We start from the raw sequence: 22,365 nt of genomic DNA, 5'->3' as shown, positions 1-22,365 counted from the left end.
ATTAATTGGATGTTAAATAATGGTCGTGATTATTTCTTGTTTCTAGAAACCTGAGCTTCGTACAGCGCTTTTCCCAGGCGCCCTTGAAGGTCACAAGGAAAGACGAAATAATTAACCTTATATCGTAAACAATCCCTGCCTTTCTTATATATAAAATGTCATATTTGAATTTATGCCGGCGGGGCAGATCCCGGGAAGCAAAAACCTGTGATATCCCGGTCAATCCCGGACGGATTAAAATTCTCTTATCATAGCCGGGAATGCACGCGATATTTATAATTTGGGGATTTCCGTTTATTTCCGACTCTGATGGTAAGAGTGGTCGGGGACCGACAAAACTCATCTCACCGAACAGAATATTAAGCAATTGCGGCAGTTCATCAAGGGCGGTTTTTCTTAAAATTTTGCCGGCTCTCGTGACGCGGTGGTCATTTTCAGCGGCCTGAACCTGCACCTTTTCATTTAATGACGCTTTGATCATTGAGCGGAATTTGAATGAATTAAACAGGGCACCGCCTTTGCCGATTCGTTTCTGGCGGATAATAACCGGAAATCCATCTTCAATGATTATTGCCGTAATGATCAACACCCATAACCATGACGATATGAATAATCCGAAACCTGCAAGTAAGATATCAAAAATTCTCTTGGACAAACGCTCATGATAAATTAGCAGTTCCGCCGGGCGTATTCTTGCCGCTTTTTCCTCGGTGCGTGGCGTAATACGGGTCCATTCATCACACATAGTTGCGTCTCTGTGCAGTTTATAATTCACTGGCGGGAAATGTTCCCCGGCATACGAAGAAAATTGAATGAATTCTTTTTTCATACAATTTTATTGTAAGCGTGTGTTTTGACAAGTAAATTAGATAGACTACTTGAAAACAACTAGGTAGAAATACTTATTTTTTGCTGGTGTTTAAATGGCCGTGATCTTTTAACTTTTAATACAGGGTCATCCGTTCTTCAAGGAATTCGGGTGATATTTTACCTTCGGACACGAGCTTTCGCTTTGCCTGTTCCATGACCTGCATGCCCAGCTGCCGGCCGGTTTGGATCACCGATTCCAACTGAAAGATCTTCTCCTCCCGAATGATATTCCTCACGGCCTGGTTGGCAATGAGTATTTCGAACGCCGCGACCCGGCCCTGGCCGTCCTTGAGCGGGTACAATTTCTGGGCGATCACGCCCTGGATCGACTCGGACAGCATGACCCGGATCTGGTCCTGCTGCGTGGTCGGAAACACATCGATCACCCTGGTGATTGTCTTGGGCGCGCTCGAAGTATGAAGTGTTCCAAATACCAGATGCCCGGTCTCGGCGGCCGTTAGAGCCAGGGCGATCGTTTCCAGGTCCCGCATTTCGCCCACCAGTATATAGTCCGGGTCTTCTCTCAAAGCGCTGCGCAGCGCGTTACTGAAGGATCGCGTGCTCGTTCCGACTTCCCGCTGGTTGACTATACATTTCTTGGAACTATGCATAAATTCGATCGGATCCTCGATCGTGATAATATGTCCGTCTCGGTTGGTATTAATATAGTCGATCATCGCGGCCAGAGAGGTTGATTTGCCGCTGCCGGTTGGTCCCGTGACCAGGATAAGGCCGTTTTCCAGGTCAATGAGCTCTTTGATGACCTTGGGCAGACCGAGATCATCCATGCTTGGGATCTTTTCGGGTATCACGCGCATAACGGCGCCGATGCCATGGCGCTGGTAAAAAATATTCACTCTGAAGCGGCCGATGCTCTCGATGTACAGGGAAAAATCTATTTCTTTGTCTCTTTCCAGAGTGGCGAATTGTTCGTCGCTCAAAACCGGACGCACCAGCTCATACGCTTTTGATGGACTTATGGAGTTTGGGTCCACCGGTATCATGGATCCATGGATCCTCACCATGATCGGCGAACCCGCGGTTATATGCAGGTCACTGGCCTTGTTTTCAACTGTGTACTTCAGCAGGCCGTCAATCTCTCGCATCGTCTATTTCATCCTTGAACTTGCCGATGTGTATTTTCACCTCGACTGGCAATTTACGTTTTGCCACGGCGCCCTTTTCATCGGTGAACTCAACGGTCGCCTTGTTATCGCAGATCAGGACTTTTATCTTGCCCTTGAACTCGCCGTCGATGATCGCCTCGGTCTGCTGTGACAAATAGAATTTATCAAGCAATTCGAGAATTTTTCCCGGTACGGCGCCAGCAGTGACGATCTGTTTTTTTGTGTATTCTATAATGGCATTGATACCGGCGGTATTTGCCGGGTCGCCCAGCACGATATAAATGGAGTCATCCGTTGCGTACAGGGGCAGGATACAATTGTCATACAATATTTTTTCCGGAAAGCTGTTGATCAATTGGGAATCGAGCATTTCAGGGTGAAGATCGACAAACGGTATCGCTGCCTGTTCGCTGAGCATCCACATCAGGTCATTGGCTTTAATGAAACCGAGATCGATGAGGATCTCGCCGAGCCGTTTATTCTGCTCTTTCTGGAGGTCGAGCGCCTGCTGCAGCTGATTTTCGCTGATAATACCGTGATTGACCAGCATCTCACCGATTCGGGATTTCACGGATCCTCCTTTATTAAGGTCCAATCTCCTGTCTGAATTATATATATACGGAGGCCGTTGTCAAGTTATGATTGACTTCACTCGGTATTCGTATATACTTCCCCAGGACCGGGTAAAATGACGCAAGACGACAGCGCGGCAAAAGAGATGAACCATCAGATATTCAGCTCTCCAAAACGCATCATGTTGTTTTTAAGGTTCGTGCTCATCCTGGCGACCATCTTGATCATGACCTATTCGAAACGGGGGCTGAGCATCGATTCGCCGGGCTATGTCATTGCCCTGATATATTTCGCGTCCAATGTCATTTTCTATTTCATCCCGACGAAGATCATCAACCGGCCGGTGTCGTCGTTCTTTGTTTTACTGTTCGATATCCTCATCATCACGCTGGCGATATACTTGTCCGAAGGCATACAGACCGATTTTTATCTTGTTTATTTTCTGGTCATATTCATCTCGGCGATCGGACAGAATATCGGTGGCAGTTTCGTCATCGCCATCGTTATCAGCATATTTTACGGCTGGCTGCTGTACCGCGAAAACCCCGGGATATCGCTGATTGACGCTAAATTTCTCATCCGCATTCCCTTTTTGTTCATCATTTCTTTTATCAGCAGTTTCTGGGTTTCATTCGTCCGGCGGGAGTCCAGGAAGAAAAATGAACTGGAAAAGAAAAATATAGAACTGAGACACATCATCGATAAAGAAATCGCCAAAGAAATCGAATTGAGAATTTACCATGAACGGATCATCAACAGCGTCCCGAGCGGTATTATCGTCATCAAGCGCGACGGCGTCATCACCACCCTAAATCCGGAAGCCGAACGAGCGCTGGGTTTGAAGAAAGACGATACCGAAGGGTATAATATAAAAAACGTCCAAGAACTGCAGCCGCTATGGGATAAAATCGAACCATCGCTGCATGACGGCAAGGCGATCGGCCGCGACGAAATCGATATCTGCAACCGCCGCGGCGATCCGATACCGCTGGGATTTTCAACTTCACTGATCTACAGGCCGGAGGGTTCGGTTACGGGCTGTGTCGTGGTATTCAAAGATCTTTCCCAGGTGCGAGCGCTTGAGGAAAAGCTGAAACAATCGGAACGGTTGAGCTACCTGGGCAAAATGGCAAGCTGGGTAGCCCATGAGATCCGCAACCCGTTGACCGCGATCGCTGGTTTTGCCCAACTGCTGGCCACGACCCGGGATCCCGCCAGCATCGACCTTTACAGCGGTGAAATCCGCAACGGAGCCGACCGGATCAACCATATAATCGACGACATCCTTGGATTCGTTCGATCCAAGCAGCTGCAGATGAAGGACGTCGATGTCAGGGGTCTGATCGAGGGCATCGTCAAGCATTTTGCCGCCGATATCCGCATTAAAGGAATCTCCAAACCCGTAGTGCAGGGCGAGTATGAGTCGCTGCGCCGGGTTTTCGTGAACCTTCTTCAAAACAGCCTTGATGCGATCGGCAAAGAAGGCAAGGTCGAGATCGAAATTGCGGAGAATGATGAATGGACCATAATCAAGGTGAGCGATAATGGTCAGGGCATAGCCGAGCAGGACCTGAAGTGCCTTTTTACACCTTTCTACACAACCAAAGAGCGGGGCACGGGTCTGGGGCTTGCCATCGTGAAAAAGATCATTGATGAGCATAACGGTAAAATCGAATTCACCAGCATAGTCGGGGAAGGAACCACCTGCAATATCATGCTGCGGAAGGGTCCGGCTGTTTTGCCCCGGCAATAAAAAGCGAGGTGCAAGATGAAGAAGATATTGGTTTGTGATGATGAAGCGTCGATTAGGTTGTTGCTGCGCGAAATTCTGAAGGGCGATTACGAAATGACCGAGGCAAGTGACGGCCGCGAGGCCGTAAAACTTGTGACCATGCAGGAATTCGACCTGCTGATCATCGATATCAAGATGCCGGGGACGCATGGCTTGGAGGCGATCGAACGCATCCGCGAGCGAAACAAAACCATACCGATAATCATCTGTTCAGCATACCGCCTGATGCAGGACGACGTTGTCGTGGGCACATCCAACATTGCCGCTTTCATTACCAAACCCGTGAATATCGCCGAACTGAGGGCAAAAGTTTTTGAGCTGATCGGAATCTAATACGTTAACCCGGACCCGTCGCTTTTAGTCAGCTTTGATGCAATATCTTGTGTCGTTGAGATATCGAAGAAAGAGAAAAACGAATCTTACGGCGCGGATTGACATTCAAAACCCATTAGATATAATAATCATAAACGAGACGGGAGATTGCTTCGTCACTGGCGTTCCTCGCAATGACAGCGATCGTCGGTAGCGGGGGATCCGAGGTCTCTGCTTCCTCAATTTCCTCTCCCTTGGTGGGAGAGGGTAAGAGCCTGCCCCGTACTTGATACGGGGGTGAGGACGAAATAAATAATTATGAATGGAGAAAAGCTCCGCATTTTAAATAGTGGCATTTTGAATATGCGGGATTATAAGAGGATGTGCCCCTCCATTGAAACTGCATAGCTTGTCAGCGTTAGCTGCTGGTTCTGGTAGCGGAGGCATAGAGTTATCACCCGGGCGTGTAAGAAAAGCCGACGGGGGAATTCAAGGTATCCATGAAGTTTTTAATGGGTGTGTATTAAAAAGTGAATGGATAAAAGGGGGGCAGCGCCCCTCTTTACCCCTGTAGCTCAGCAGGATAGAGCGGCGGTTTCCTAAACCGCAGGCCACCCGTTCGAATCGGGTCAGGGGTGCTGTTGAAACTGGAAAACAGTTGTTAGATAATAGAAGATGGATATTAGGTGATTGAAAAAAAAGGAGAATAAAACATGTTTAGAGATATGAAGCGCGGGGTCAAGACCGAAGACGAGTTCCAATCCATAATGCAGAAGGCGATCAAGTTCATTGTCCGCCACAAGGAGACTTCGATCTGGGTCGGCATTGGAGTTGTGGCGGCCATCGTGTTTTTCGGCTATATGACGTCAAAAAGCGAAGTGCAGAAACCGGAAGCCGAACTCATGCAGACCCAGGCGATCGGGATGATATCCCAGGGCCGGTTCCCGGACGCGGAGCAGGTACTGACCGAACTCAGCACAAAGTACTCGAACACAAGACCCGGCAAGATCGCTCTGTATTACCTGGGCGTAATATACTATTACCGGGGGCAGTTCGCCGAGGCGCTGGATTACTTCGATAAATTCTTGGGCAACATGAAGAATGACTACTTGCTTACGCCGTCGGCGCAGTACGCGGCCGGTTGCGCGGCCGAAGGCCTGAAAGAATACGAAAAAGCCCTTGGGTACTATTCCCGCATAATCAAGGATAAGACTTCGCCTTTTTATTTCCAGTCACTTCTCGCCTACGGACGGATCAGCGGCATTCAGGGCGAGTATGAAAAAGCGCAAACGATCCTGAAAGACCTGGTGACGCAGAACCCGCCTCCAGATATCACCAACGACGCGAAATTCTACATCGGGTACTTCAATAGATAAACACGAATATTGCGAATGAGAAAATACGAATTTAAAGACGAATGAGCTGAACGAAAAAGAATGCTCGGATTCGATAAATTCGCTGTCATTTGCTCCATTCGTAGAAAGGATTCGGTTAATTCGCTGTCATTCGTTTTATTCGCTGTAAGCGCAGCGCCATGAATATTGAGGTCGCGTTTCTCTGGCATTTTCACCAGCCGATCTATTCCAAACCCGATGACCGAGTAATGCCCCTGCCCTGGGTGCGTCTGCACGCGCTCAAGGATTATCTGGACATGCTCAAGCACATCCAGAAATTTCCGGGTATTCGCGCCACGTTCAACTTCACGCCATCCCTGCTCAAGCAGATCCAGGACTACGGCTCGGGCGCGTGCACCGACCGTCAGTTCGAACTGTTCCGGAAAGATGCCGGCGACCTGACCGTGGAGGAAAAAACCGAGATCCTGCGCGATTTTTTCCTTGCCAACTGGACGACCATGATAGAACCATACCCCCGGTATTTTTCACTGCTGATGAAACGGGGAAAGAACATCGTTGATGATGAACTGGCAGCGGTCGCTCAAGGATTCACGGTAGATGAATTCAGGGACCTGCAGGTCTGGGCCAACCTGGTTTGGATAGATCCGATATTCCGGGACGAGATCAGCGATCTCTACAAGCAGGGCAGAGGATTCCACGAACAGGACAAGGACCGGATCGTCGCGCAGCAGAACCGGATTCTGTCATCGATCATCGATGAATATAAAAAAGCCTATGATTCGGGGCAGATCGAACTTATTACGTCACCAATGTACCATCCGATCCTTCCGCTTTTGATCAACAGCGACCTCGCCAAGGTCGCCAATCCCAACCTTGATATACCGTTCCAATTCAAACACCCCGAAGACGCCCGTCGCCAGCTGGAACTGGGTATCGCCCTGTTCGAGCATTGTTTTGGTAAAAAGCCCGCAGGTATCTGGCCTTCCGAGGGCAGCGTATGCGAGGAACTGATCCCGATCCTTTCCGATCTGGGCGTGGAATGGATCGCCGCGGACGAGGAGATCCTCGCCCGGTCGCTCAGTGCGTCATTCCGCCGGGACGAGAACGGCATCCCGACCAATGCCGCCCAGTTGTACAAGCCATGGCAGATCGGCAAGGTAAAAATGATCTTCAGGGACCATACTCTGTCCGACATGATCGCCTTTAACTACAACACCTGGGATCAGAAAAAGGCGGCGCAGGATCTGGTCGGGCGGATCAAGACAATTGGGAATTCGCTGTCGCAGTTCGATAGTTTCCTGCTGCCGATAATTCTTGATGGCGAAAACGCCTGGGAATTCTTCGCGGGCGACGGCTCGGAGTTCCTTGACTGCCTGTACGAGGAGCTGCTCAAGGAGAAGGTCACGACCACCACCATTTCGGACTATCTGCATGCGCACGGCGCGCAGAATAAACTGACGAAATTGTTCCCGGGATCATGGATAGGCGCGAATTTCAATATCTGGATGGGTCGACCTCAGGATCATAAAGCATGGAAGGTGCTTAAGGACTTGAGGGAAAAACTGGTCGAGAAGAACATAACCGATCCCGCCGTTTGGGATCGGTTCTATATTCTAGAGGGCAGCGACTGGTACTGGTGGTTCGGCGACGATTTTTTCTCGGTCACCGGCGAAGTATTTGACGAGTTATTCAGGCTCACTGCGATCTGGATCTATAACCGGATCGGCGAGAAACGCCCGCACGAACTGTTCTCTTCGATAAACACCCAGGATGATACACTTTCGCAGCCGCCGATCGACCGTATAAAACCCGTGATCGACGGCAGGGTTACGCATTTCTACGAATGGTTCAATGCCGGCCGCGCCGAAGTCAAACGGATGGGCGGCACCATGCAGCGTTTTGCCGGCTTGTTCTCGGCGATCCACTATGGATTTGATGAGCGGGCGGTCTACGTCAGGTGCGATGTTATAAATCACGACATCGGTGCCTATCAATACTCGATCGATTTTTACAAGCCAAAAAACCTGAAGATCACGCTCGATGACGCCTGCCCGGCAGCGGTGGTGTTCAAGGTTGGTGAGATCATCGAAGTATCGGTACCTTATGAGATGCTCGGTATCGATGCTCCCAGCCGTGACCAGGCGCAAGGCGGAAAGGGCGAGGCCGGGATCGTGGAATTCGTGGTTCGGGCACGCGAGAAAACAATTGAACTTGACCGGACGCCACTGTTGAGGTTCAGCCTTTCTTTGAAAGAACTGGCACTACAAAACTGGAGCGTTTAAAGAACTGATCGCCTGCGCAAAGTGAAGCGCCCGGCGATAATACGCCGGGCGCTTTTTTTTCTGCTCTTGTGTTATCCAGTTATCGCGCCAGTATCAGTTTTTGGATCATCTGCTCATCACCGGCATCCAGCCTGCAGAAATAAACACCGCTGGCTACGCGGTTACTCTGTTCATCGATCCCGTTCCAGACCGCACTGTATGTGCCTGGCGCCTGGTTTGTATTGACGAGCATTTTAACAAGCCGCCCCTGGATATCGTAAATCGCCAGGTTAACGTTTCCTGTTTGCGTGACCTGGTATGAGATCCTGGTCCAGCCATCTGAAGGATTGGGTTTGGCCGTGAACATGGTCTTAAACCCGGTCGTCTTCTGCTCTTCAGCGCCAACCATGATGTTCCATCGAGACATGCCGCCACCGTCGGTGCCGACAAACAAGTAGTTATTAGCATAAATGCCCAGTGATGTCGTATTGACGTTCACAAGACCGGTATTCATCAGTGTCCAGCCGCCGCCGCCGGTCGTGCTCTTGTACACACCGGTATAGGTCGCCGCATAGATCTCGTTCTCATTGGTCGGATTGATCATGACGTCATACACGTTCGTGCACCCAGTATTGGTCCAGCTCGAACCGGCGTTGGTAGATTTGAATACGCCGGACGATGAACCGGCATAGATGGTGTTGGCCTTGGTCGAACCGATCCTAATATCATTGATAGTTCCGCTCAACCCGGTGTTCGACAAGAACCATGTGCTTCCGGCATTCGTGCTCTTGTACAACGTCCCGTTGTAGCCGCCCGCGTAAACGATATTGGAATTCGTGCGGTCGACCCTGAGCGCGTAGCACATGCCGTAAGTCGTGGTCAGGGTATCACGGTGCCAAGTCGTGCCAGCGTCGGTCGTTTTTGAGACGGCCATCACATAAGTATACACAAGGGTATCGGGATTATACACGTAACCGCCGCTGTATAATACCGAACTGTTATTGGGATCCATGACCAACGCGCCGCCGTCAGTATAATAGCTTTCTAAGGCTGCTGACCAGACGGACCCGCCGTCTGTGCTCATATAGAGCTCAGCGTTGCCTCAGCCAGACCCCTCTAGTGCATAGACGATATTGGGGTTGGTATTATTTACTGCGAATTCGCAGATATTACCGCAGCCTACCGGCGTGGGCAGGATCGACCAGCTCGTGCAGCTGTTGGTCGTTTTGTATACGCCGACTTCCTTGAACGATGTGTAGATCGTGGAAGCGGACGAAGGCGCGACTGCGAAACTGCCGATCGAGCCGATGTTCAGGTTGTTGTTAGTGTCAAACCAGCTCGAGCCGGCGTCGGTGGTTTTGAAAATGCCCTTATTGTCTCCATAATACGCGACCTGGGTACCGGTATGGCTCATAGCGATGAAGTAAGGATAAGACCCCTGAAAACCGGTTGATGCGGTGGCCCACGTGACACCCGCGTCGGTCGTCTTAAATATATCAGTATAGCCAGCCGCATAAGCGACATTGGGCGAGGCACTGCTGACCGCCATGCCGTAGTTATAATAATGGGTGCTGGTCTGGGTCCAGGTTGCGCCGGCATCGATCGAGCGGTAGATTCCTGAATAGGCACCGGCGTAGACGATGTTCGGATTCGTGGGATGAACCGCGATGGAATTGATGTAGTAGGCGGTGGAGGGGATGCCGGTCGTAGTCAGGGTCCAGTTCGTGCCGCCGTTCGTTGACTTGTAGATGAGGGGAACATACGTGCTATTGTAATAGGAATACCCGCAGACATAGACGATATTGGGGTTCGTTCGGTTTATCGCGACGCCGTAGCCATAGGCCGAACTGTCATAAAGATACACGGTCGACCAGCTCACGCCGCTGTCAGTGCTTTTGAAGAACGCCATGCGCCATTTTACATTGTCGTACGCGTAGCCCGCGCCATAGATCGTCGATGGCACAAGATTATTGACGACCAAGCCGTAGGGGTAAGTGTTGGCGACATAGGTGCTGGACCAATTGGTCCCGCCATTAGTCGTACGATAAAAATACGAGCCGGTGCCAACATAGACCTTGTCCTGGTTAGTGGGATCGATCGCGCCGGAATACCCGTTGCCGCTGATCGAGCCAACGGTTGTCCATGTGGCGCCGCCGTTCGTGGATTTAGCGACCGCTGAAGGGTACGTGTATGAAACCGCGTAGACGATATTTTCATTGCTGTATGATACCATGACCGGGCGGATATAACCGCCATATGGCCCGACTGCTTCCCATGCTGCCATGCCAAAGGCGATAAACACCAGCAGAAATATGGGTAAAAATTTCATGCGCACTACACACCTCCTTGTATGTTTTTCGCGCCGTTTATTTCCTTCTATCGTAAACTTTTTATAGGGTATTGCAGCCTCCTTTCGTTATTTTGTATTATTTATCATTATATTCATTTTGACACTTAAGTATATTATAATTAAAATTGCCGGTTTGTCAAGGGGTAATCGATACCCCCTCAGGGGGTAACTGGGAGCATGTCTCTAAGAACCTCTTGACAACCGATAAAATACATATAGCATTATTATGTCATCTAAGTAATGATTTATTGTGTATGATGCATAAATTTTTGGAGCAGCTGAAAGGGAGGAAAAATGAAAAGCATGAAGATTAAAAATATAATGTGCCTACTAGTTATCCTGTTTGTTGCCATTCTTTACTCTGATACCATCACCCTGAAAAACGGTCTTAAGATCGAAGGCGAGCTGCTCTCCGTCACGGCTGATTCGGTTACGGTCAAGACATCAGCCGGTCAGATCAGCATCGCCGCCGCTGAGGTTGAAAAGATCGAAACGGCTGTGGCCGCGCCGGAAACTACATCCGTGGCGCCAATACCCGAAATGAAGGTAACCGTAAAAGATGAGGGCACTCCTCGATCTATAAGGCAGGTTGGTTACGGCTGTCTGGGCGGTGTTGTTGGCCTGGCCGCCGGGTCGTTAATCGCAATGCAAGACGATGACTGCATGGGCGGTGGAGAACTAATAATGGTATCAATAATCGTGGGGATCGTATTGGGTGCCGTTGTTGGCGGTATATACTGAACCTGAAAGTCATACTCTAATCCAAACAGCTTAAAAGAACAAACGTAGATAACCGTATAATGCTTTCAAATTTTATGTCAGCATGACATGATCTGTGCTCCTGTCTTTACATGGTCGAATATATCGATATAATAATGATATCAGGTTGTTGGGAATTTTAACGACCAAACTGAAAACATGGAAATAATCATTATCGCGCTTCTGATCCTGCTCAATGGTCTGTTCGCCCTGGCCGAGATCGCGTTTGTCGCGTCCAGCGAGAGCCGGCTCAGGGAGATCGCGTTCGACCAGGGCAATAAAAAAGCCCAGCAGGTTCTCGAACTTCGCAAGGATCCGGATAAGTTTCTATCGACGATCCAAGTCAGCATAACCCTGATCGGCGTCATTGCCGGCGCGTACAGCGGCCTGACTCTGGCGGGCGCTCTCAGCCGGCTTATCGTGCATATCCCCGTGGCGTTCATCAGCCATTACGCATACCTGATATCACTGGTCCTCCTGGTGCTGGTCGTCACTTATTTTACGATCGTATTCGGCGAGCTTATACCCAAGACCTTTGCCCTGCGTAACGCAGAGATGCTGATCATCCGGCTGGTCAATATCATCCGGGTGTTTTCCATACTACTGTACCCTTTTGTCGCGATTTTAAGTTTTTCCATAAAATTGTTCTTCAAGATCGCGGGCATCCCGAAAACTGCCAAAGACCAGGAGCTTGACATGGTCAAGCAGATCCTGGGCGCCACGAGAGTGGCTGTGATCGAGCACAAGATCGAGAAAGAGCAGGAAAAGATCATCAAGAACGCGATCCGGATCAACCAGATAAAAGTCCACGAGATCATGGTCCCGAAGGAAAACATCAAGTATCTTTACTCGGACATGAGCCTCCTGGACGCCCTGCTTGAGGCGCACGTGCACCAGCATACGCGGTACCCGGTGCTGGACAAAAAGACAAACGAAACGATCGGCTATATCAATTTCAAGGACATCATCAACGTGCTCAAATTCAACCCCCGCGAGCCGTCGCTTTTGTCTATTTGCCGGCCTTTAATAAAATTTAATGACCAGGAATACATCGTCGCCGCGCTCAAGACCATGATCAGGAATTTCCAGCATATCGGTCTCGTTACGGACGCGAAGAAGGAAACAACCGAACTGGGTTTGATCACGCAGGAGGACATCATCGAGGTGCTGGTCGGCGATATCAGCGGTGAACTGGACCTTATGCCCGATTACTTGTACAAGATCGCCCGGGACCGTTATATTGCCGGCGGCAAGATAAAACTGTCCGAGCTGAATTCCAAAGTATCATCATCGATACCGGTGTCGACACCAGACCAGGATATCTCCCTGAATGATTGGCTCCAGGAGCAGCTGGATCACAACGTGAAGACCGATTCCCGGGTCAGGGCCAACGGCGTGCAGTTCATTATCAAAAAGCTCCGTCATTCACAGATCCATGAAGTGATCATCGATTTGTCAAAATGAACTCAAATGCATATCCACTTAATTCACCTTAAATACAAACCCCTCTTCTTCCCCCTTTTTTAAAGGGGGAAGAAGGGGGATTATAATCAGAAATCGTAACATTCCGCTGAATGTGACAGAGTAGGTGGACTGAGTGGATAAGCGTTTAGACGTATTTAAATATGTTGTTGCCAGCAGTTTATTTACCGAGCAGTTTCAGGATTTCCTGCGCGTTGATGTTGCCAGGGTATAACTGCAGAGACCTGTTATAATATTTCACCGCTGAATCAATATCACTGTTTTGCATAAAGGCTTCTGCCAGGTTATCGGGTGCCAGGGCAGAAGCTGGGAATTCATCGGTCATCGTCCGAAACGCTCGTATCGCCTTGTCAATCGAGCCGGTCCACAGCAATTGCCAGGCCACAAGGGAGAACTCATTTTCGGAAAAACAATATCGAGCCCCGGCATTTTTCCGGAAGGTCTTGTATTTCTGGATAGCTGTCTCGCCGTCCTGATCCAGCAGTAATTTTTTCAAAACCAGCGCCGCCGACCGCGCGCTGTCAAGTTCAAGATACTGTTCTTGCAGTGATCCCTTGAGATTTCCCAGGTCGCTGCCGGACAGATCTGATTGTCCATGGCCGGTTATGACATATTCCACGCCCGAACCATCGGTCAGTATCCGGTCGATCGCGGCGATCACTCGCGGGATGTCGTTTATAACGTTCACGCTGAAAGAAAAACTGCTGCGGCTGGAAAACACGTCGCCCGAAAATAACATTTTTTGTTCCGGGATAAAAATAAAGATATCATTGTCGGTGTGGGCGTTCCCGCAGTAAAAGAGTTTAAGCGTCATATCGCCGGCATCGAGCGTCACGCTGTCGGTAAATGTTCTGCCGGGCGGAGTCACCGAGTAATTATCTTTAAGGTCTCGGATCAGCATTTCAAGGCTGCGGATATCGGCAACGAGCGCTTTTGCTTCGGTCGATTTTTTGTTCAGCTTCTGCGATCTGTTTTTATAAAGCGATAGCCGGTGTCCGAGGGACGAGATGGTGGTAAGCGCTGTCGCCGGATTCCGTTTCAGGAACTCGGGACATTTTTTATGACCGATAATGATCGATCCCGGGAAAACCTGGTTACCCGAAGCGTGGTCCCAGTGCCCGTGGGTATTAATGACATACAGGAAATCATTTCTTTTAAATTCTTTTTTTATGATCTTCTTTATGTCTTCCATTATCCCGGGCGAGCGATTGGTATCGATGATCACCAGGCCCTTGCTCGCCGCAATGGCCGCGACGTTTACGCCGAGACAATTGCAGATGATGACTTTGTCATTGATCTTGCGCACCTTGACCGGATAAATACCCTGCTTTTGGCCATAACATGCGAGCGCCGACAACACGATCAGCAAGCATGTCATTACCAGGGTTTTTCTACTCAATACCATGATATATTTTAACCAGCCAGAAAGTATAATCAAGGGTTGTTTAGGGTTCCATTCTACACATCGCCTCTCCCTTGATGGGAGAGGGTTAGGGTGAGGGTGAAATTAACACAGCGCAGTCTATTTTAGTTGGTTGCGTAAGCTTTGTGGATTAAGGCGACATGTAACAGAACAGCTGAAGGGGGTTATGCGGTCTCCACTTCCTCAATTCCTCTCCCTTCAACATCGCCAAAACCACCCCAAGCTTTTCCTCGAGCGTCCAAATCTTGCGGTTCATCGTAAAACTCCTTTCCAAGCCCGCAAGTATACCTTATATTCATGTCCAAGTCAAACGGGGAGCATTCCAAACCCCCTTCAGGGGAGAGTATAAAAATGCATTTAAAATTTGTACAAACCTGTTAGTGTAAAACCGACACTTATCGAACCCAGCGTATGTTATCGGAAAACTCTGGGGGATCCGAGGCCTCCATGAGTGTTTTTGTGGTGTTCAAAAACCGAATGGAGAGAAGTCCCGCATTTGTAAAACAAACTAATGAGTATGCGGGATGCTCAATTTTTCAGCCAAATCCAAAGTCGGATTTGGGAAAAATTGGCAGGGGATATGCCCCAGATCATTAATAAGTTACACAGCCTATTCGGTCCTGGTAGCATAAAGAGATAAATAGCAGCGTTTAGTATAAGAACAGCTGGAGGGGGATTCAAGGCATCCGAAAAGTATTGTTTCGTCCAAACTTTTTGGATATAAGGGGGATATGCCCCCTTATGCCGAGAGGGGGAGTCGAACCCCCACATGCCTTGCAGCACTGCGGATTTTGAGTCCGCCGCGTCTCCCAGTTCCGCCATCTCGGCGACTAAAGTTAATTACAAACGCATCAACAATACGTTACGCATATTCCGGCGGACTACAAAATCAAGATTTTTCCCCGCATATATCAACGGGGATTTCCGGCTCCCTAAAAAGCTGCGGAGCCTTCAAGAGTCCGCCGCGTCTCCCGGTTCCGCCATCTCGGCGACCATATTTGTCATTCCGGACTTGATCCGGAATCCATCTTTCCCTTTCCTCTCCCTTGATGGGGGAGGTCAGAGTGAGGATGAAATATTATATTCAATAAGTAAACTATGTCAACGAATCAAACGATAATAACGATCATGACGTTCTAAACGCTTATCGTCATTGCGAGTCCGCTATTTCTTTTGGTGGACGAAGCAATCTCATCCGTCATTCCCGTGCCAGCGGGAATCCGCTTTTTTCACCGATCGCTTGACAACTACGGCAATACCATTATAATCTGCCGTGAAGTTGCTGGAGGCACGGAGGTCCGAATGGCAAAAATCGAAGCGATCAAGCAGAAAATAGAAAAGCAGAAATCTTTTATCATGGAGCGATACAACGTTAAGAGTATTGGCATATTCGGTTCATATGCCCGCGGTGAAGAACGAACAGACGGTGATATTGATATTCTTGTCGAGTTTCAACAACCGATAGGGATTTTCGCTTTTATGGACCTGGAGGAATACCTTACTGTCCTGATAGGCATCAAGGTCGATCTCGTTTCCAAAAAAGCGCTTAAGCCGCGAATCGGCAAGCATATACTGCAAGAGGTAGTCTACGTATGACGTTCAAGGAATACGGCGATTATGTCCAGGATATTCTGGACGCCATACTGGAATTGGAGAGTTTCACGCGAGGATTAAGCTTTCGCGATTTCGAGGGCGATAAAAAGACAGTCAATGCGGTAATAAGAAGCATGGAAATCATTGGTGAAGCGGCAAAAAACATACCATCCACAATAAAAGATAAATATCCGGATGTCCCGTGGAAAAAAATGGCAGGTATGCGTGATAAACTCATTCATGAATATTTCGGCGTCGACCTGGACATTGTCTGGGATTCGGCAACCAAGGAAATACCTGCTGTGAAACCACTGATTGAGAAAATTCTAAAGAAAATGAAGTAGCGACGCTAACGAGCCGCCCGTCCTATGTTCCGCCACCGAGTAGCGTCAGGGGATCTTTTTCTGGTTAACGGTTAACGCCTGCCCCGGCTTTAAGCCGGTATCTGCTGTTTTATCACTGCAATCGAATGCGTAGCATAGCAATCTCATCTTCCATATATTATTCGAGTGAACGCTGTGCCTGCCCGCCATGGTGTATGGAGGGAATCGAAAACTACTTTATTTCTCTTTTCTGTCATTCCCGCCCGTGTTTCCGCAGGGGTAAACTTGTCCCCGTAAAAACGGGGAGCGGGAATCCAGTATGCGGTCATATCGTTGTAAGATATTTAGGTTAACGGTTAACGCCTGCCCCCCCCTGCCCAAAGACGAGCTGCCCCGGTTAAAAAGTCAGCTAAAAAGCATGTTGCATAAAGAAGCAAATAACCTCTAAGTATATGACGATTTTTGCTTTTAATTGACCCCTGCTATATTGCCATCCAGCCAGCACCAGATTTGTTCTGGCGAGCCTTGGTTTATACAATGGGTAAAAACTTGACTTCCCCTAAAAACCTCTTATAATATGGCAGTGAGGAAAGGTAAAAATGTCCGATTACACAGAAACATAACAAAGAAAAAACAAGATAAGAGAGGGGGAGTGAAAATGAACGTATTATTTAATACAAGAAATTTGACTTCGTTGATTCCATTCATAGTTTTAATGATGTTAAACTGCCAACAAAATAAGACAGTTGAAGAAAAAAAATTATTCCCTATTTGCCAAAATAATCATTGGGGTTTTATCGACGAGACCGGTAAAATTGTCATCGTTCCGAAGTTTAATTTTGCCGATGATTTTTTTGAAGGATTAGCACGTATTGAAATCGACCATAAGTGGGGCTATGTTGATAAAACTGGCAGAATTGTCATCGAACCTGAGTTTAATGGTGTCGATAATTTTTCTGAGGGATTTGGAGAAGTCAGGAAAGATTTTAAAAGTGGTTATATAAATAAGACTGGCGAGTATGTCATCAACCCCCAATTTGACCAAGCCGGAAGGTTTAGTGAAGGTTTAGCAGTAGTTCTGATTAGTCAAAAGTGGGGCTATATTGACAAGTCAGGCAAATTTGTTATTGAACCTCAGTTTGAACGTGCTGATTTGTTTAAAGAGGGGCTGGCAATGGTTATGATTCATAACAAATGGGGCTATATAAATAAATCCGGCAAATTTGTTATTAAGCCCAAGTTTAAGCATTGTCTGTTTTTTTCCGAAGGAATGGCAATGGTGTGGTCAGGTCATAAGTTTGGTTTTATTGATACAACTGGCAAATTTATTATCAAACCCAAGTTTGACGGTGCTCTATATTTTTCTGAAAGTCTTGCAGTGGTCAGGGTAGGTGATAAATATGGTTATATAGATAGGTCTGGCGAATTGGTGATTAAACCCCAGTTTGACCTCGCTTTTCCTTTTTCTGATGGTCTGGCAACAGCAAAGATAGGTGATAAGTGGGGTTATATCGACAAAACCGGGGAATTTATCATCAATCCCCAGTTCGATGAAATCAGAAGTTTTTCCGATGGATTGGCAAGAGTCAAGATTGACAATAAATGGTGTTACATTGATAAAACCGGAAAATTTATTTGGAATCCCACAAATTAAGAGTGAATACTGTCGTCCAGACAGCACCAGATTGCCCAGGTTGGTTGAAAAACCATAAGGGATAAAACACTATTGACTGATCTTGAAATTATTATATAATGTCGTGGTGTGAGGATATGGTATGGTATAAGATTGAAAAATGTCCAACAACTTATTGTCAATATGTCCGATTCACGCTGATACATAACACGAATCCCGAGTATACATAGAATTATGAATGAATTCACAGAGATATTTCGTCATCAGCAACCCTTTGTGGCTGACATGGTTTTCAATGTATTACGGGAAGCAAAAATCCCGTGTTATAAGCAGGAAGGTGCCATTACCGGGCTTCTTCAAGCATTTCCTGTTTTTCCTGTTGCCTATCCTGGCATAGAATTTATTATCTTTGTTTCAAAAAAACATTTTGGAGAAGCAAAAGCAATTGTCGAAAAGTTACCTGTTGATCAAGATTTTATGAAAATTAACTGGGGAATAATGCCCTTTAGGAAAAAGAGATGGACTATATTTTTGTTTTTATTGCTAGTAATAGGACTGCCATTAATTTTGACAATATTTATTTGGTTATTTGGAAGATAATCATATGTTGACAGTTTTAAATTATAACAAAATCGTAACAAAACAACTGTACTATTAAGATATCAATGATAGTGGATTGGGATCTGTTTTTAAGCCAACCCCGATTCTTTTTATGTGTCGGATTTCCCGTTCTTAAATAACTATTTATATGAAACGGGATTATAATGTGCCGTCAATAGATCAAAATAGACTCCACTAAGCGTAATTACCAAACATCTTTATCAAAATTGAAGATTGAAGATTTGACCCCATTGTCTCCTTAACGATCACAACGCTCTAAACGATCTGAACGTCTTGTTCTACTTCCTCAATGCCAATTGGGGAATATATCCAAAAAAGCGCCGTTATGAGTAAGATTTACAGGCTCGGAGCCGTCGGCGTTCATCACATAGATCTCATTGTTGCCGTCTCTCATTGATGTAAAGGCTATTTTTGAACCGTCGGGCGACCATGCAGGATAATGATCGTCAGCGCCATGTTTTGTCAAATTCGTTTGATTTGAACCATCGGTGTCCATTACGTAGATCTCACTGTTGTCATCCCTCCATGAAGTGAAGGCGATCTTTGTGCCATCCGGCGACCAGGATGCAAAATCTTCACCAACCGGGTGATTGCTCAAGTTTGCTTGACCGGAGCCGTCGGCGTTCATCACATAGATCCCGACGGTGGCATTCCTTGTTGAAGTGAAGACGATCTTTGTGCCATCGGGGGACCAGGAAGGAGAAAGATCGGCGCCAGTACTGTCGTTAGTAATATTTACCGGATCGGAGCCGTCGGCATTCATCACATAGATCTCATAATTACCATTCCGGTCAGAAGTAAAGGTGATCTTTGAACCATCGGGGGACCAGGAAGGATAGATATTACTAGCACTATCATTAGTTATATTTGTCTGATCGGAGCCGTCAAAGTTCATGATATAGATCTCGCTGTTGCCATCCCTCCATGAGGTAAAGGCGATCTTCGTGCTGTCCGGGGACCAGTCAGCGTATCTTTCGTCCGCGTCATTATCAGTTAATCGTATTGGATCAAAGCCGTCGGCGTTCATGACATATATTTCACAGACACCCGATTTATCTCGATCGGAGCAAAAGACAATCCCGTGGTTCAACGGCTCGTTTTTACGGCATTGAATAGTTCCGCATAGGATCAATATCGCACCGAGGATCAAGCTGATCAGCTTCATTCTATCTCCTTGAGTTTATTATAATAGACCACATGATGATGTCAACACCGAAAAAATGCCGGTCTAAACGTTCTAAACCATATAGAGTTCTCATTGACTTTAACGAAGCGGGGGTTATACTTCTCATGTTTTTATGAACGACCAGCCCGCGATCCCCGATCATGACCTGCTGCAGCGCATCGTCCAGCGCGACGAAAGCGCCTTCCGGCAGTTGTTCGACCGCCACCGCGACCAGGTGTTCAACCTGGCGTACCGGTATACGGGGTCGTCTGCGGACGCCGAGGAGATCAGCATGGATGTTTTTCTCAAAGTGTACAAAAAAGCCGCTTCTTTCCGGCGGGAAGCCCGGTTCACCACCTGGCTGTACCGCATCACGGTCAATACCTGCCTTAATTTCAAGCGCCGAAAAAAGATCATGACTGAATCGCTGGATTTTGTGCAGGAGCCGGCGCCCAGATCAGAAGAACCGGAGGAGATATACCGCGGAAGGAAAAAAGCGGAACTGGTCCGTAATGCCCTCGATTCCTTGCCCCCCAAACAGCGGATCGCGTTCATCATGGGAAAGTTTGACGGGTACTCTTATGACGAAATTTCGAAGGTTTTAGGCATTTCCGCCAACGCGGTCGCCGCCATAATGCACCGGGCCAAGGAGCAACTGAAAAAGGTCCTGCAGCCTTTCAGGCTCAAAGGAGAATTATGACAGAATATCAACCGGCAAAGTCATGCGTAAGAACGGTGTATTATTTGGCGTCTAATTAATAGGACCAAAAATGAATTGCCAACAAGCCAGATCATTGATTTCCAGATTCCTCGACCGGGAGTTGTCGGAAGATATTTTACGCGCTTTTGAAGACCACCTCGCGGCCTGCCCGGCTTGCCGGCAGGAGACCGAGGAACTCCGGTCGTTGCTGAAAATCATTGAAAAACCGGCCGACGTGCCGGCCCCGACTCGCTTATTCGCCCTGATCCGCGAACGCCTGCCGGATCATAACCGGATCCGCGCCATCCCCTGGTGGAAGCCGGCCCTGGTCCCGGTCCTTGCGGCGGCCGCCTTTATTCTGACCGCTTTTGCCAGTACTGACCTGATAACGCGGATCATTGCCCCGCCGGCTAGTCCTCAACTCCAGGTCACGTCCGCGACTATGGACCTTTCCGTGTTTCATGATGCGCCCCAAACTACCCTGGCGGGCGCGTACAGCCAGCTTACCGGCGAGTGACCGATATGAAATCCAAAATCTTGTTAACTTGCCTGCTTATTATTTCCCTTGGCATTAACACTGGAGCCATAATCGTGCTTATGAAGCAGGCGCGATCGCAGAAGGATGTTCAGTATGGTTGGCGCTGTTCGGCCATGCGTGGGGACTATCACCTGAGCCAGGACCAGGCCGAGGTTCTGGAAAAGAGCCGCCTGGAAATGGTCGATCGAACCGCGGGGATCCGGAATGAACTGCGCGCACACCGCCAGGCCCTGCTCGATCTATATCGGCGGGATACGGTCCCAGAACCAATGCTGGACAGCTTGCTGGCGCTATTGGTCATTGACCAGGTTTCCCTGGAAAAGGAAGTTTTTCGACATATGTGCGACGTTCGGAACCAGCTGGATCCTGCGCAGCGTGAGATCCTGTACCGCCAGGTGACGGAAGAACTATGCCCGGCAATGGAAGCGGGCTGTATGAATGAATGTCAAGAACAGAATAAATAATTAAATAAAAGGAGATAAACATGAAAAAATATGGACATATTCTGATGACGGTCGTGATCGTGGCGGGCTTGTTAGCCACCGCGCCGCTCTTCGGTCAGTGCCCGATGGCAGGTAACAAAGGTATGCCAGCCGGAAACGCCAAGGGCGTGCCAATGCCGGCCATGGATTTGAGTGCGGAGCAGGAAAAGCAGATGATGGACCTGAAAACCACCATGCTCAAGGAAACAGAACCCCTGAAGACCGACCTGAAGGTCAAGGGCATAGAACTCATGGAGCTGTGGAAGGATGACAATCCCAACGCTAAGAAGATCCTGGTCAAGGTGCAGGAGATCGGCGGCTTGAAACTCAAACTGCAGGAAAAGATGATCAACCACAAGCTGGCCATGATGAAGATCCTGACGCCAGAGCAGAAGACCATGATGAAGGGGATGATGGGCATGGGCTGCGGTGGTTTTGACTGCTGCGATATCGGCGAGAACTGCGGCATGATGGGCGGCATGGGCTGCGGCAAGGGTATGGACGGCGCCAGTGGTTGCGGCGGGTGCGGTAATTAAATAATCACACAGGAGTAAACTCGGGGCGGGCTCTATACCCGCCCCCCCTTTTTGTATCAACGCTAAATATGTTATAGCGGAAGCCATTCGTCCGTCATTGCGAGGAACAACGTGACGAAGCAATCCCATCTGTTTTTATATAACTTGATTTTGATCAAAAGCGTTATATAATAAAATAATAAGAAGGAGCGATAATGAGAAAAACCAATAAAGTTAAAGTCAGGATCAAATCCATTGAAGGCAAGTGCCCGATGAAATTCAAAGCCGGCCGAACTTGGGTGATCGACAAGACGACTCCGGGCGGCATGTGCCAGAGCGCCTATCAGGCCATATTTTCAGCCCTCCGTATCTTAAGATTCGGCGGTTCCCAGCCCTGGGATAAAAAGAAAGGCATGACCCATGTCTGTTGTCCCGATCCGGAAAACCACGTAGTATACGAACTTAAACGGATCGGAAAAAAGTAGGACTAT

At 48.1% G+C, this 22,365-nt stretch carries 22 protein-coding genes and 2 tRNA genes; 16 read left to right on the top strand and 8 right to left on the bottom strand.

Annotated elements, in window-relative coordinates; all coding sequences use genetic code 11:
- Window position 1: 1 nt before the first annotated feature.
- The 3 genes from VF399_09785 to VF399_09775 all read right to left on the bottom strand — a co-directional run bounded on the left by VF399_09785 (window position 2) and on the right by VF399_09775 (window position 2,568).
- Window positions 2-829 (bottom strand): sugar transferase, encoded by an 828-nt coding sequence (locus tag VF399_09785; GenBank protein HEX7320626.1) that lies wholly within the window; start codon window positions 827-829, stop codon window positions 2-4.
- 115 nt (window positions 830-944) lie between these two features.
- Entirely contained in the window at window positions 945-1,976 is a 1,032-nt protein-coding gene (locus VF399_09780; GenBank protein ID HEX7320625.1) for a type IV pilus twitching motility protein PilT, read from the bottom strand.
- Window positions 1,963-2,568: a hypothetical protein gene (locus tag VF399_09775; GenBank protein ID HEX7320624.1), complete on the bottom strand. Its 606-nt coding sequence runs from the start codon at window positions 2,566-2,568 to the stop codon at window positions 1,963-1,965. The genes VF399_09780 and VF399_09775 overlap by 14 nt, the downstream gene beginning before the upstream one ends.
- Window positions 2,569-2,685: 117 nt before the next feature.
- Between VF399_09775 and VF399_09770 the strand changes: the two genes are divergently transcribed.
- The 5 genes from VF399_09770 (at window position 2,686) to VF399_09750 (ending at window position 8,311) form a co-directional block, all read left to right on the top strand.
- The gene (locus VF399_09770) at window positions 2,686-4,323 is read left to right on the top strand and encodes an ATP-binding protein (GenBank protein HEX7320623.1); all 1,638 of its coding nucleotides are present in this window, start codon (window positions 2,686-2,688) and stop codon (window positions 4,321-4,323) included.
- A gap of 15 nt (window positions 4,324-4,338) precedes the next feature.
- Window positions 4,339-4,695, top strand: coding sequence for a response regulator (locus VF399_09765; GenBank protein HEX7320622.1), 357 nt, complete (start codon window positions 4,339-4,341; stop codon window positions 4,693-4,695).
- 543 nt (window positions 4,696-5,238) lie between these two features.
- Window positions 5,239-5,312: transfer RNA gene (locus tag VF399_09760), tRNA-Arg, on the top strand.
- 75 nt (window positions 5,313-5,387) lie between these two features.
- Window positions 5,388-6,050, top strand: coding sequence for a tetratricopeptide repeat protein (locus tag VF399_09755; GenBank protein HEX7320621.1), 663 nt, complete (start codon window positions 5,388-5,390; stop codon window positions 6,048-6,050).
- A gap of 158 nt (window positions 6,051-6,208) precedes the next feature.
- A complete protein-coding gene (locus VF399_09750; protein ID HEX7320620.1) occupies window positions 6,209-8,311 on the top strand; it encodes a glycoside hydrolase family 57 protein in 2,103 nt (700 codons plus the stop codon).
- A gap of 79 nt (window positions 8,312-8,390) precedes the next feature.
- Here the strand turns inward: VF399_09750 and VF399_09745 are convergent, their stop codons facing one another.
- A complete protein-coding gene (locus tag VF399_09745; protein ID HEX7320619.1) occupies window positions 8,391-9,374 on the bottom strand; it encodes a T9SS type A sorting domain-containing protein in 984 nt (327 codons plus the stop codon).
- An 18-nt stretch (window positions 9,375-9,392) separates the two neighbouring features.
- A complete protein-coding gene (locus VF399_09740) occupies window positions 9,393-10,619 on the bottom strand; it encodes a hypothetical protein (GenBank protein HEX7320618.1) in 1,227 nt (408 codons plus the stop codon).
- A gap of 315 nt (window positions 10,620-10,934) precedes the next feature.
- Here VF399_09740 and VF399_09735 point away from each other — a divergent pair, with 315 nt between their 5' ends.
- Together VF399_09735 and VF399_09730 are read left to right on the top strand one after the other, a co-directional pair.
- Window positions 10,935-11,381 carry a hypothetical protein gene (locus tag VF399_09735; GenBank protein ID HEX7320617.1) on the top strand — a complete coding sequence of 149 codons (447 nt, stop codon included), beginning with the start codon at window positions 10,935-10,937 and terminating at the stop codon, window positions 11,379-11,381.
- Window positions 11,382-11,558: 177 nt separating this feature from the next.
- Window positions 11,559-12,863: a hemolysin family protein gene (locus VF399_09730; protein HEX7320616.1), complete on the top strand. Its 1,305-nt coding sequence runs from the start codon at window positions 11,559-11,561 to the stop codon at window positions 12,861-12,863.
- A 178-nt stretch (window positions 12,864-13,041) separates the two neighbouring features.
- On the opposite strand, the gene VF399_09725 is transcribed toward VF399_09730, so the two are convergent.
- Together VF399_09725 and VF399_09720 are read right to left on the bottom strand one after the other, a co-directional pair.
- Window positions 13,042-14,259 (bottom strand): MBL fold metallo-hydrolase, encoded by a 1,218-nt coding sequence (locus tag VF399_09725; protein ID HEX7320615.1) that lies wholly within the window; start codon window positions 14,257-14,259, stop codon window positions 13,042-13,044.
- A gap of 787 nt (window positions 14,260-15,046) precedes the next feature.
- A tRNA-Leu gene (locus VF399_09720) sits at window positions 15,047-15,132 on the bottom strand.
- Between the two features lie 474 nt (window positions 15,133-15,606).
- Between VF399_09720 and VF399_09715 the strand changes: the two genes are divergently transcribed.
- The 4 genes from VF399_09715 (at window position 15,607) to VF399_09700 (ending at window position 18,453) form a co-directional block, all read left to right on the top strand.
- Window positions 15,607-15,900: a nucleotidyltransferase family protein gene (locus VF399_09715; GenBank protein ID HEX7320614.1), complete on the top strand. Its 294-nt coding sequence runs from the start codon at window positions 15,607-15,609 to the stop codon at window positions 15,898-15,900.
- Entirely contained in the window at window positions 15,897-16,241 is a 345-nt protein-coding gene (locus VF399_09710) for a DUF86 domain-containing protein (protein HEX7320613.1), read from the top strand. Before VF399_09715 ends, VF399_09710 begins: the two co-directional genes overlap by 4 nt.
- 637 nt (window positions 16,242-16,878) lie before the next feature.
- Complete coding sequence (locus VF399_09705; protein ID HEX7320612.1) at window positions 16,879-17,874, top strand: WG repeat-containing protein; 996 nt, start codon at window positions 16,879-16,881, stop codon at window positions 17,872-17,874.
- Between the two features lie 213 nt (window positions 17,875-18,087).
- Window positions 18,088-18,453 (top strand): hypothetical protein, encoded by a 366-nt coding sequence (locus VF399_09700; GenBank protein ID HEX7320611.1) that lies wholly within the window; start codon window positions 18,088-18,090, stop codon window positions 18,451-18,453.
- 307 nt (window positions 18,454-18,760) lie between these two features.
- On the opposite strand, the gene VF399_09695 is transcribed toward VF399_09700, so the two are convergent.
- The gene (locus tag VF399_09695) at window positions 18,761-19,639 is read right to left on the bottom strand and encodes a DUF5050 domain-containing protein (GenBank protein ID HEX7320610.1); all 879 of its coding nucleotides are present in this window, start codon (window positions 19,637-19,639) and stop codon (window positions 18,761-18,763) included.
- A 133-nt stretch (window positions 19,640-19,772) separates the two neighbouring features.
- On the opposite strand from VF399_09695, the gene VF399_09690 reads away from it, so the two are divergent.
- The 5 genes from VF399_09690 to VF399_09670 all read left to right on the top strand — a co-directional run bounded on the left by VF399_09690 (window position 19,773) and on the right by VF399_09670 (window position 22,359).
- Window positions 19,773-20,339 (top strand): RNA polymerase sigma factor, encoded by a 567-nt coding sequence (locus VF399_09690; GenBank protein HEX7320609.1) that lies wholly within the window; start codon window positions 19,773-19,775, stop codon window positions 20,337-20,339.
- 70 nt (window positions 20,340-20,409) lie between these two features.
- A complete protein-coding gene (locus VF399_09685) occupies window positions 20,410-20,856 on the top strand; it encodes an anti-sigma factor (protein ID HEX7320608.1) in 447 nt (148 codons plus the stop codon).
- Window positions 20,857-20,936: 80 nt separating this feature from the next.
- Window positions 20,937-21,341 (top strand): periplasmic heavy metal sensor, encoded by a 405-nt coding sequence (locus VF399_09680; protein HEX7320607.1) that lies wholly within the window; start codon window positions 20,937-20,939, stop codon window positions 21,339-21,341.
- A 20-nt stretch (window positions 21,342-21,361) separates the two neighbouring features.
- Window positions 21,362-21,895, top strand: a complete 534-nt coding sequence (locus VF399_09675) for a periplasmic heavy metal sensor (GenBank protein HEX7320606.1) — start codon at window positions 21,362-21,364, stop codon at window positions 21,893-21,895.
- 194 nt (window positions 21,896-22,089) lie between these two features.
- The gene (locus VF399_09670) at window positions 22,090-22,359 is read left to right on the top strand and encodes a TIGR04076 family protein (GenBank protein HEX7320605.1); all 270 of its coding nucleotides are present in this window, start codon (window positions 22,090-22,092) and stop codon (window positions 22,357-22,359) included.
- The last annotated feature ends 6 nt before the right edge of the window (window positions 22,360-22,365 follow it).

Source organism: bacterium, from assembly GCA_036382775.1.
Classification (GTDB): Bacteria; Hydrothermota; Tepidihabitantia; order SM23-42; family JAOAFX01; genus DASVHD01.
The sequence above is the reverse complement of the archived record's forward strand: the minus strand, read 5'-3'. Positions and strand labels throughout refer to the sequence as shown.

Excerpts from the sequence above, each read along its gene's own strand:
- VF399_09690 (HEX7320609.1), top strand. The coding sequence starts at position 19,773 with ATGAACGACCAGCCCGCGATCCCCGATCATGACCTGCTGCAGCGCATC.
- VF399_09725 (HEX7320615.1), bottom strand. The coding sequence starts at position 14,259 with ATGACATGCTTGCTGATCGTGTTGTCGGCGCTCGCATGTTATGGCCAA.
- VF399_09710 (HEX7320613.1), top strand. The coding sequence starts at position 15,897 with ATGACGTTCAAGGAATACGGCGATTATGTCCAGGATATTCTGGACGCC.
- VF399_09770 (HEX7320623.1), top strand. The coding sequence starts at position 2,686 with ATGACGCAAGACGACAGCGCGGCAAAAGAGATGAACCATCAGATATTC.
- VF399_09740 (HEX7320618.1), bottom strand. The coding sequence starts at position 10,619 with ATGAAATTTTTACCCATATTTCTGCTGGTGTTTATCGCCTTTGGCATG.
- VF399_09735 (HEX7320617.1), top strand. The coding sequence starts at position 10,935 with ATGAAAAGCATGAAGATTAAAAATATAATGTGCCTACTAGTTATCCTG.
- VF399_09715 (HEX7320614.1), top strand. The coding sequence starts at position 15,607 with ATGGCAAAAATCGAAGCGATCAAGCAGAAAATAGAAAAGCAGAAATCT.
- VF399_09705 (HEX7320612.1), top strand. The coding sequence starts at position 16,879 with ATGAACGTATTATTTAATACAAGAAATTTGACTTCGTTGATTCCATTC.
- VF399_09680 (HEX7320607.1), top strand. The coding sequence starts at position 20,937 with ATGAAGCAGGCGCGATCGCAGAAGGATGTTCAGTATGGTTGGCGCTGT.
- VF399_09785 (HEX7320626.1), bottom strand. The coding sequence starts at position 829 with ATGAAAAAAGAATTCATTCAATTTTCTTCGTATGCCGGGGAACATTTC.
- VF399_09670 (HEX7320605.1), top strand. The coding sequence starts at position 22,090 with ATGAGAAAAACCAATAAAGTTAAAGTCAGGATCAAATCCATTGAAGGC.
- VF399_09765 (HEX7320622.1), top strand. The coding sequence starts at position 4,339 with ATGAAGAAGATATTGGTTTGTGATGATGAAGCGTCGATTAGGTTGTTG.
- VF399_09750 (HEX7320620.1), top strand. The coding sequence starts at position 6,209 with ATGAATATTGAGGTCGCGTTTCTCTGGCATTTTCACCAGCCGATCTAT.
- VF399_09745 (HEX7320619.1), bottom strand. The coding sequence starts at position 9,374 with ATGAGCACAGACGGCGGGTCCGTCTGGTCAGCAGCCTTAGAAAGCTAT.
- VF399_09685 (HEX7320608.1), top strand. The coding sequence starts at position 20,410 with ATGAATTGCCAACAAGCCAGATCATTGATTTCCAGATTCCTCGACCGG.
- VF399_09780 (HEX7320625.1), bottom strand. The coding sequence starts at position 1,976 with ATGCGAGAGATTGACGGCCTGCTGAAGTACACAGTTGAAAACAAGGCC.
- VF399_09675 (HEX7320606.1), top strand. The coding sequence starts at position 21,362 with ATGAAAAAATATGGACATATTCTGATGACGGTCGTGATCGTGGCGGGC.
- VF399_09730 (HEX7320616.1), top strand. The coding sequence starts at position 11,559 with ATGGAAATAATCATTATCGCGCTTCTGATCCTGCTCAATGGTCTGTTC.
- VF399_09700 (HEX7320611.1), top strand. The coding sequence starts at position 18,088 with ATGAATGAATTCACAGAGATATTTCGTCATCAGCAACCCTTTGTGGCT.
- VF399_09755 (HEX7320621.1), top strand. The coding sequence starts at position 5,388 with ATGTTTAGAGATATGAAGCGCGGGGTCAAGACCGAAGACGAGTTCCAA.
- VF399_09695 (HEX7320610.1), bottom strand. The coding sequence starts at position 19,639 with ATGAAGCTGATCAGCTTGATCCTCGGTGCGATATTGATCCTATGCGGA.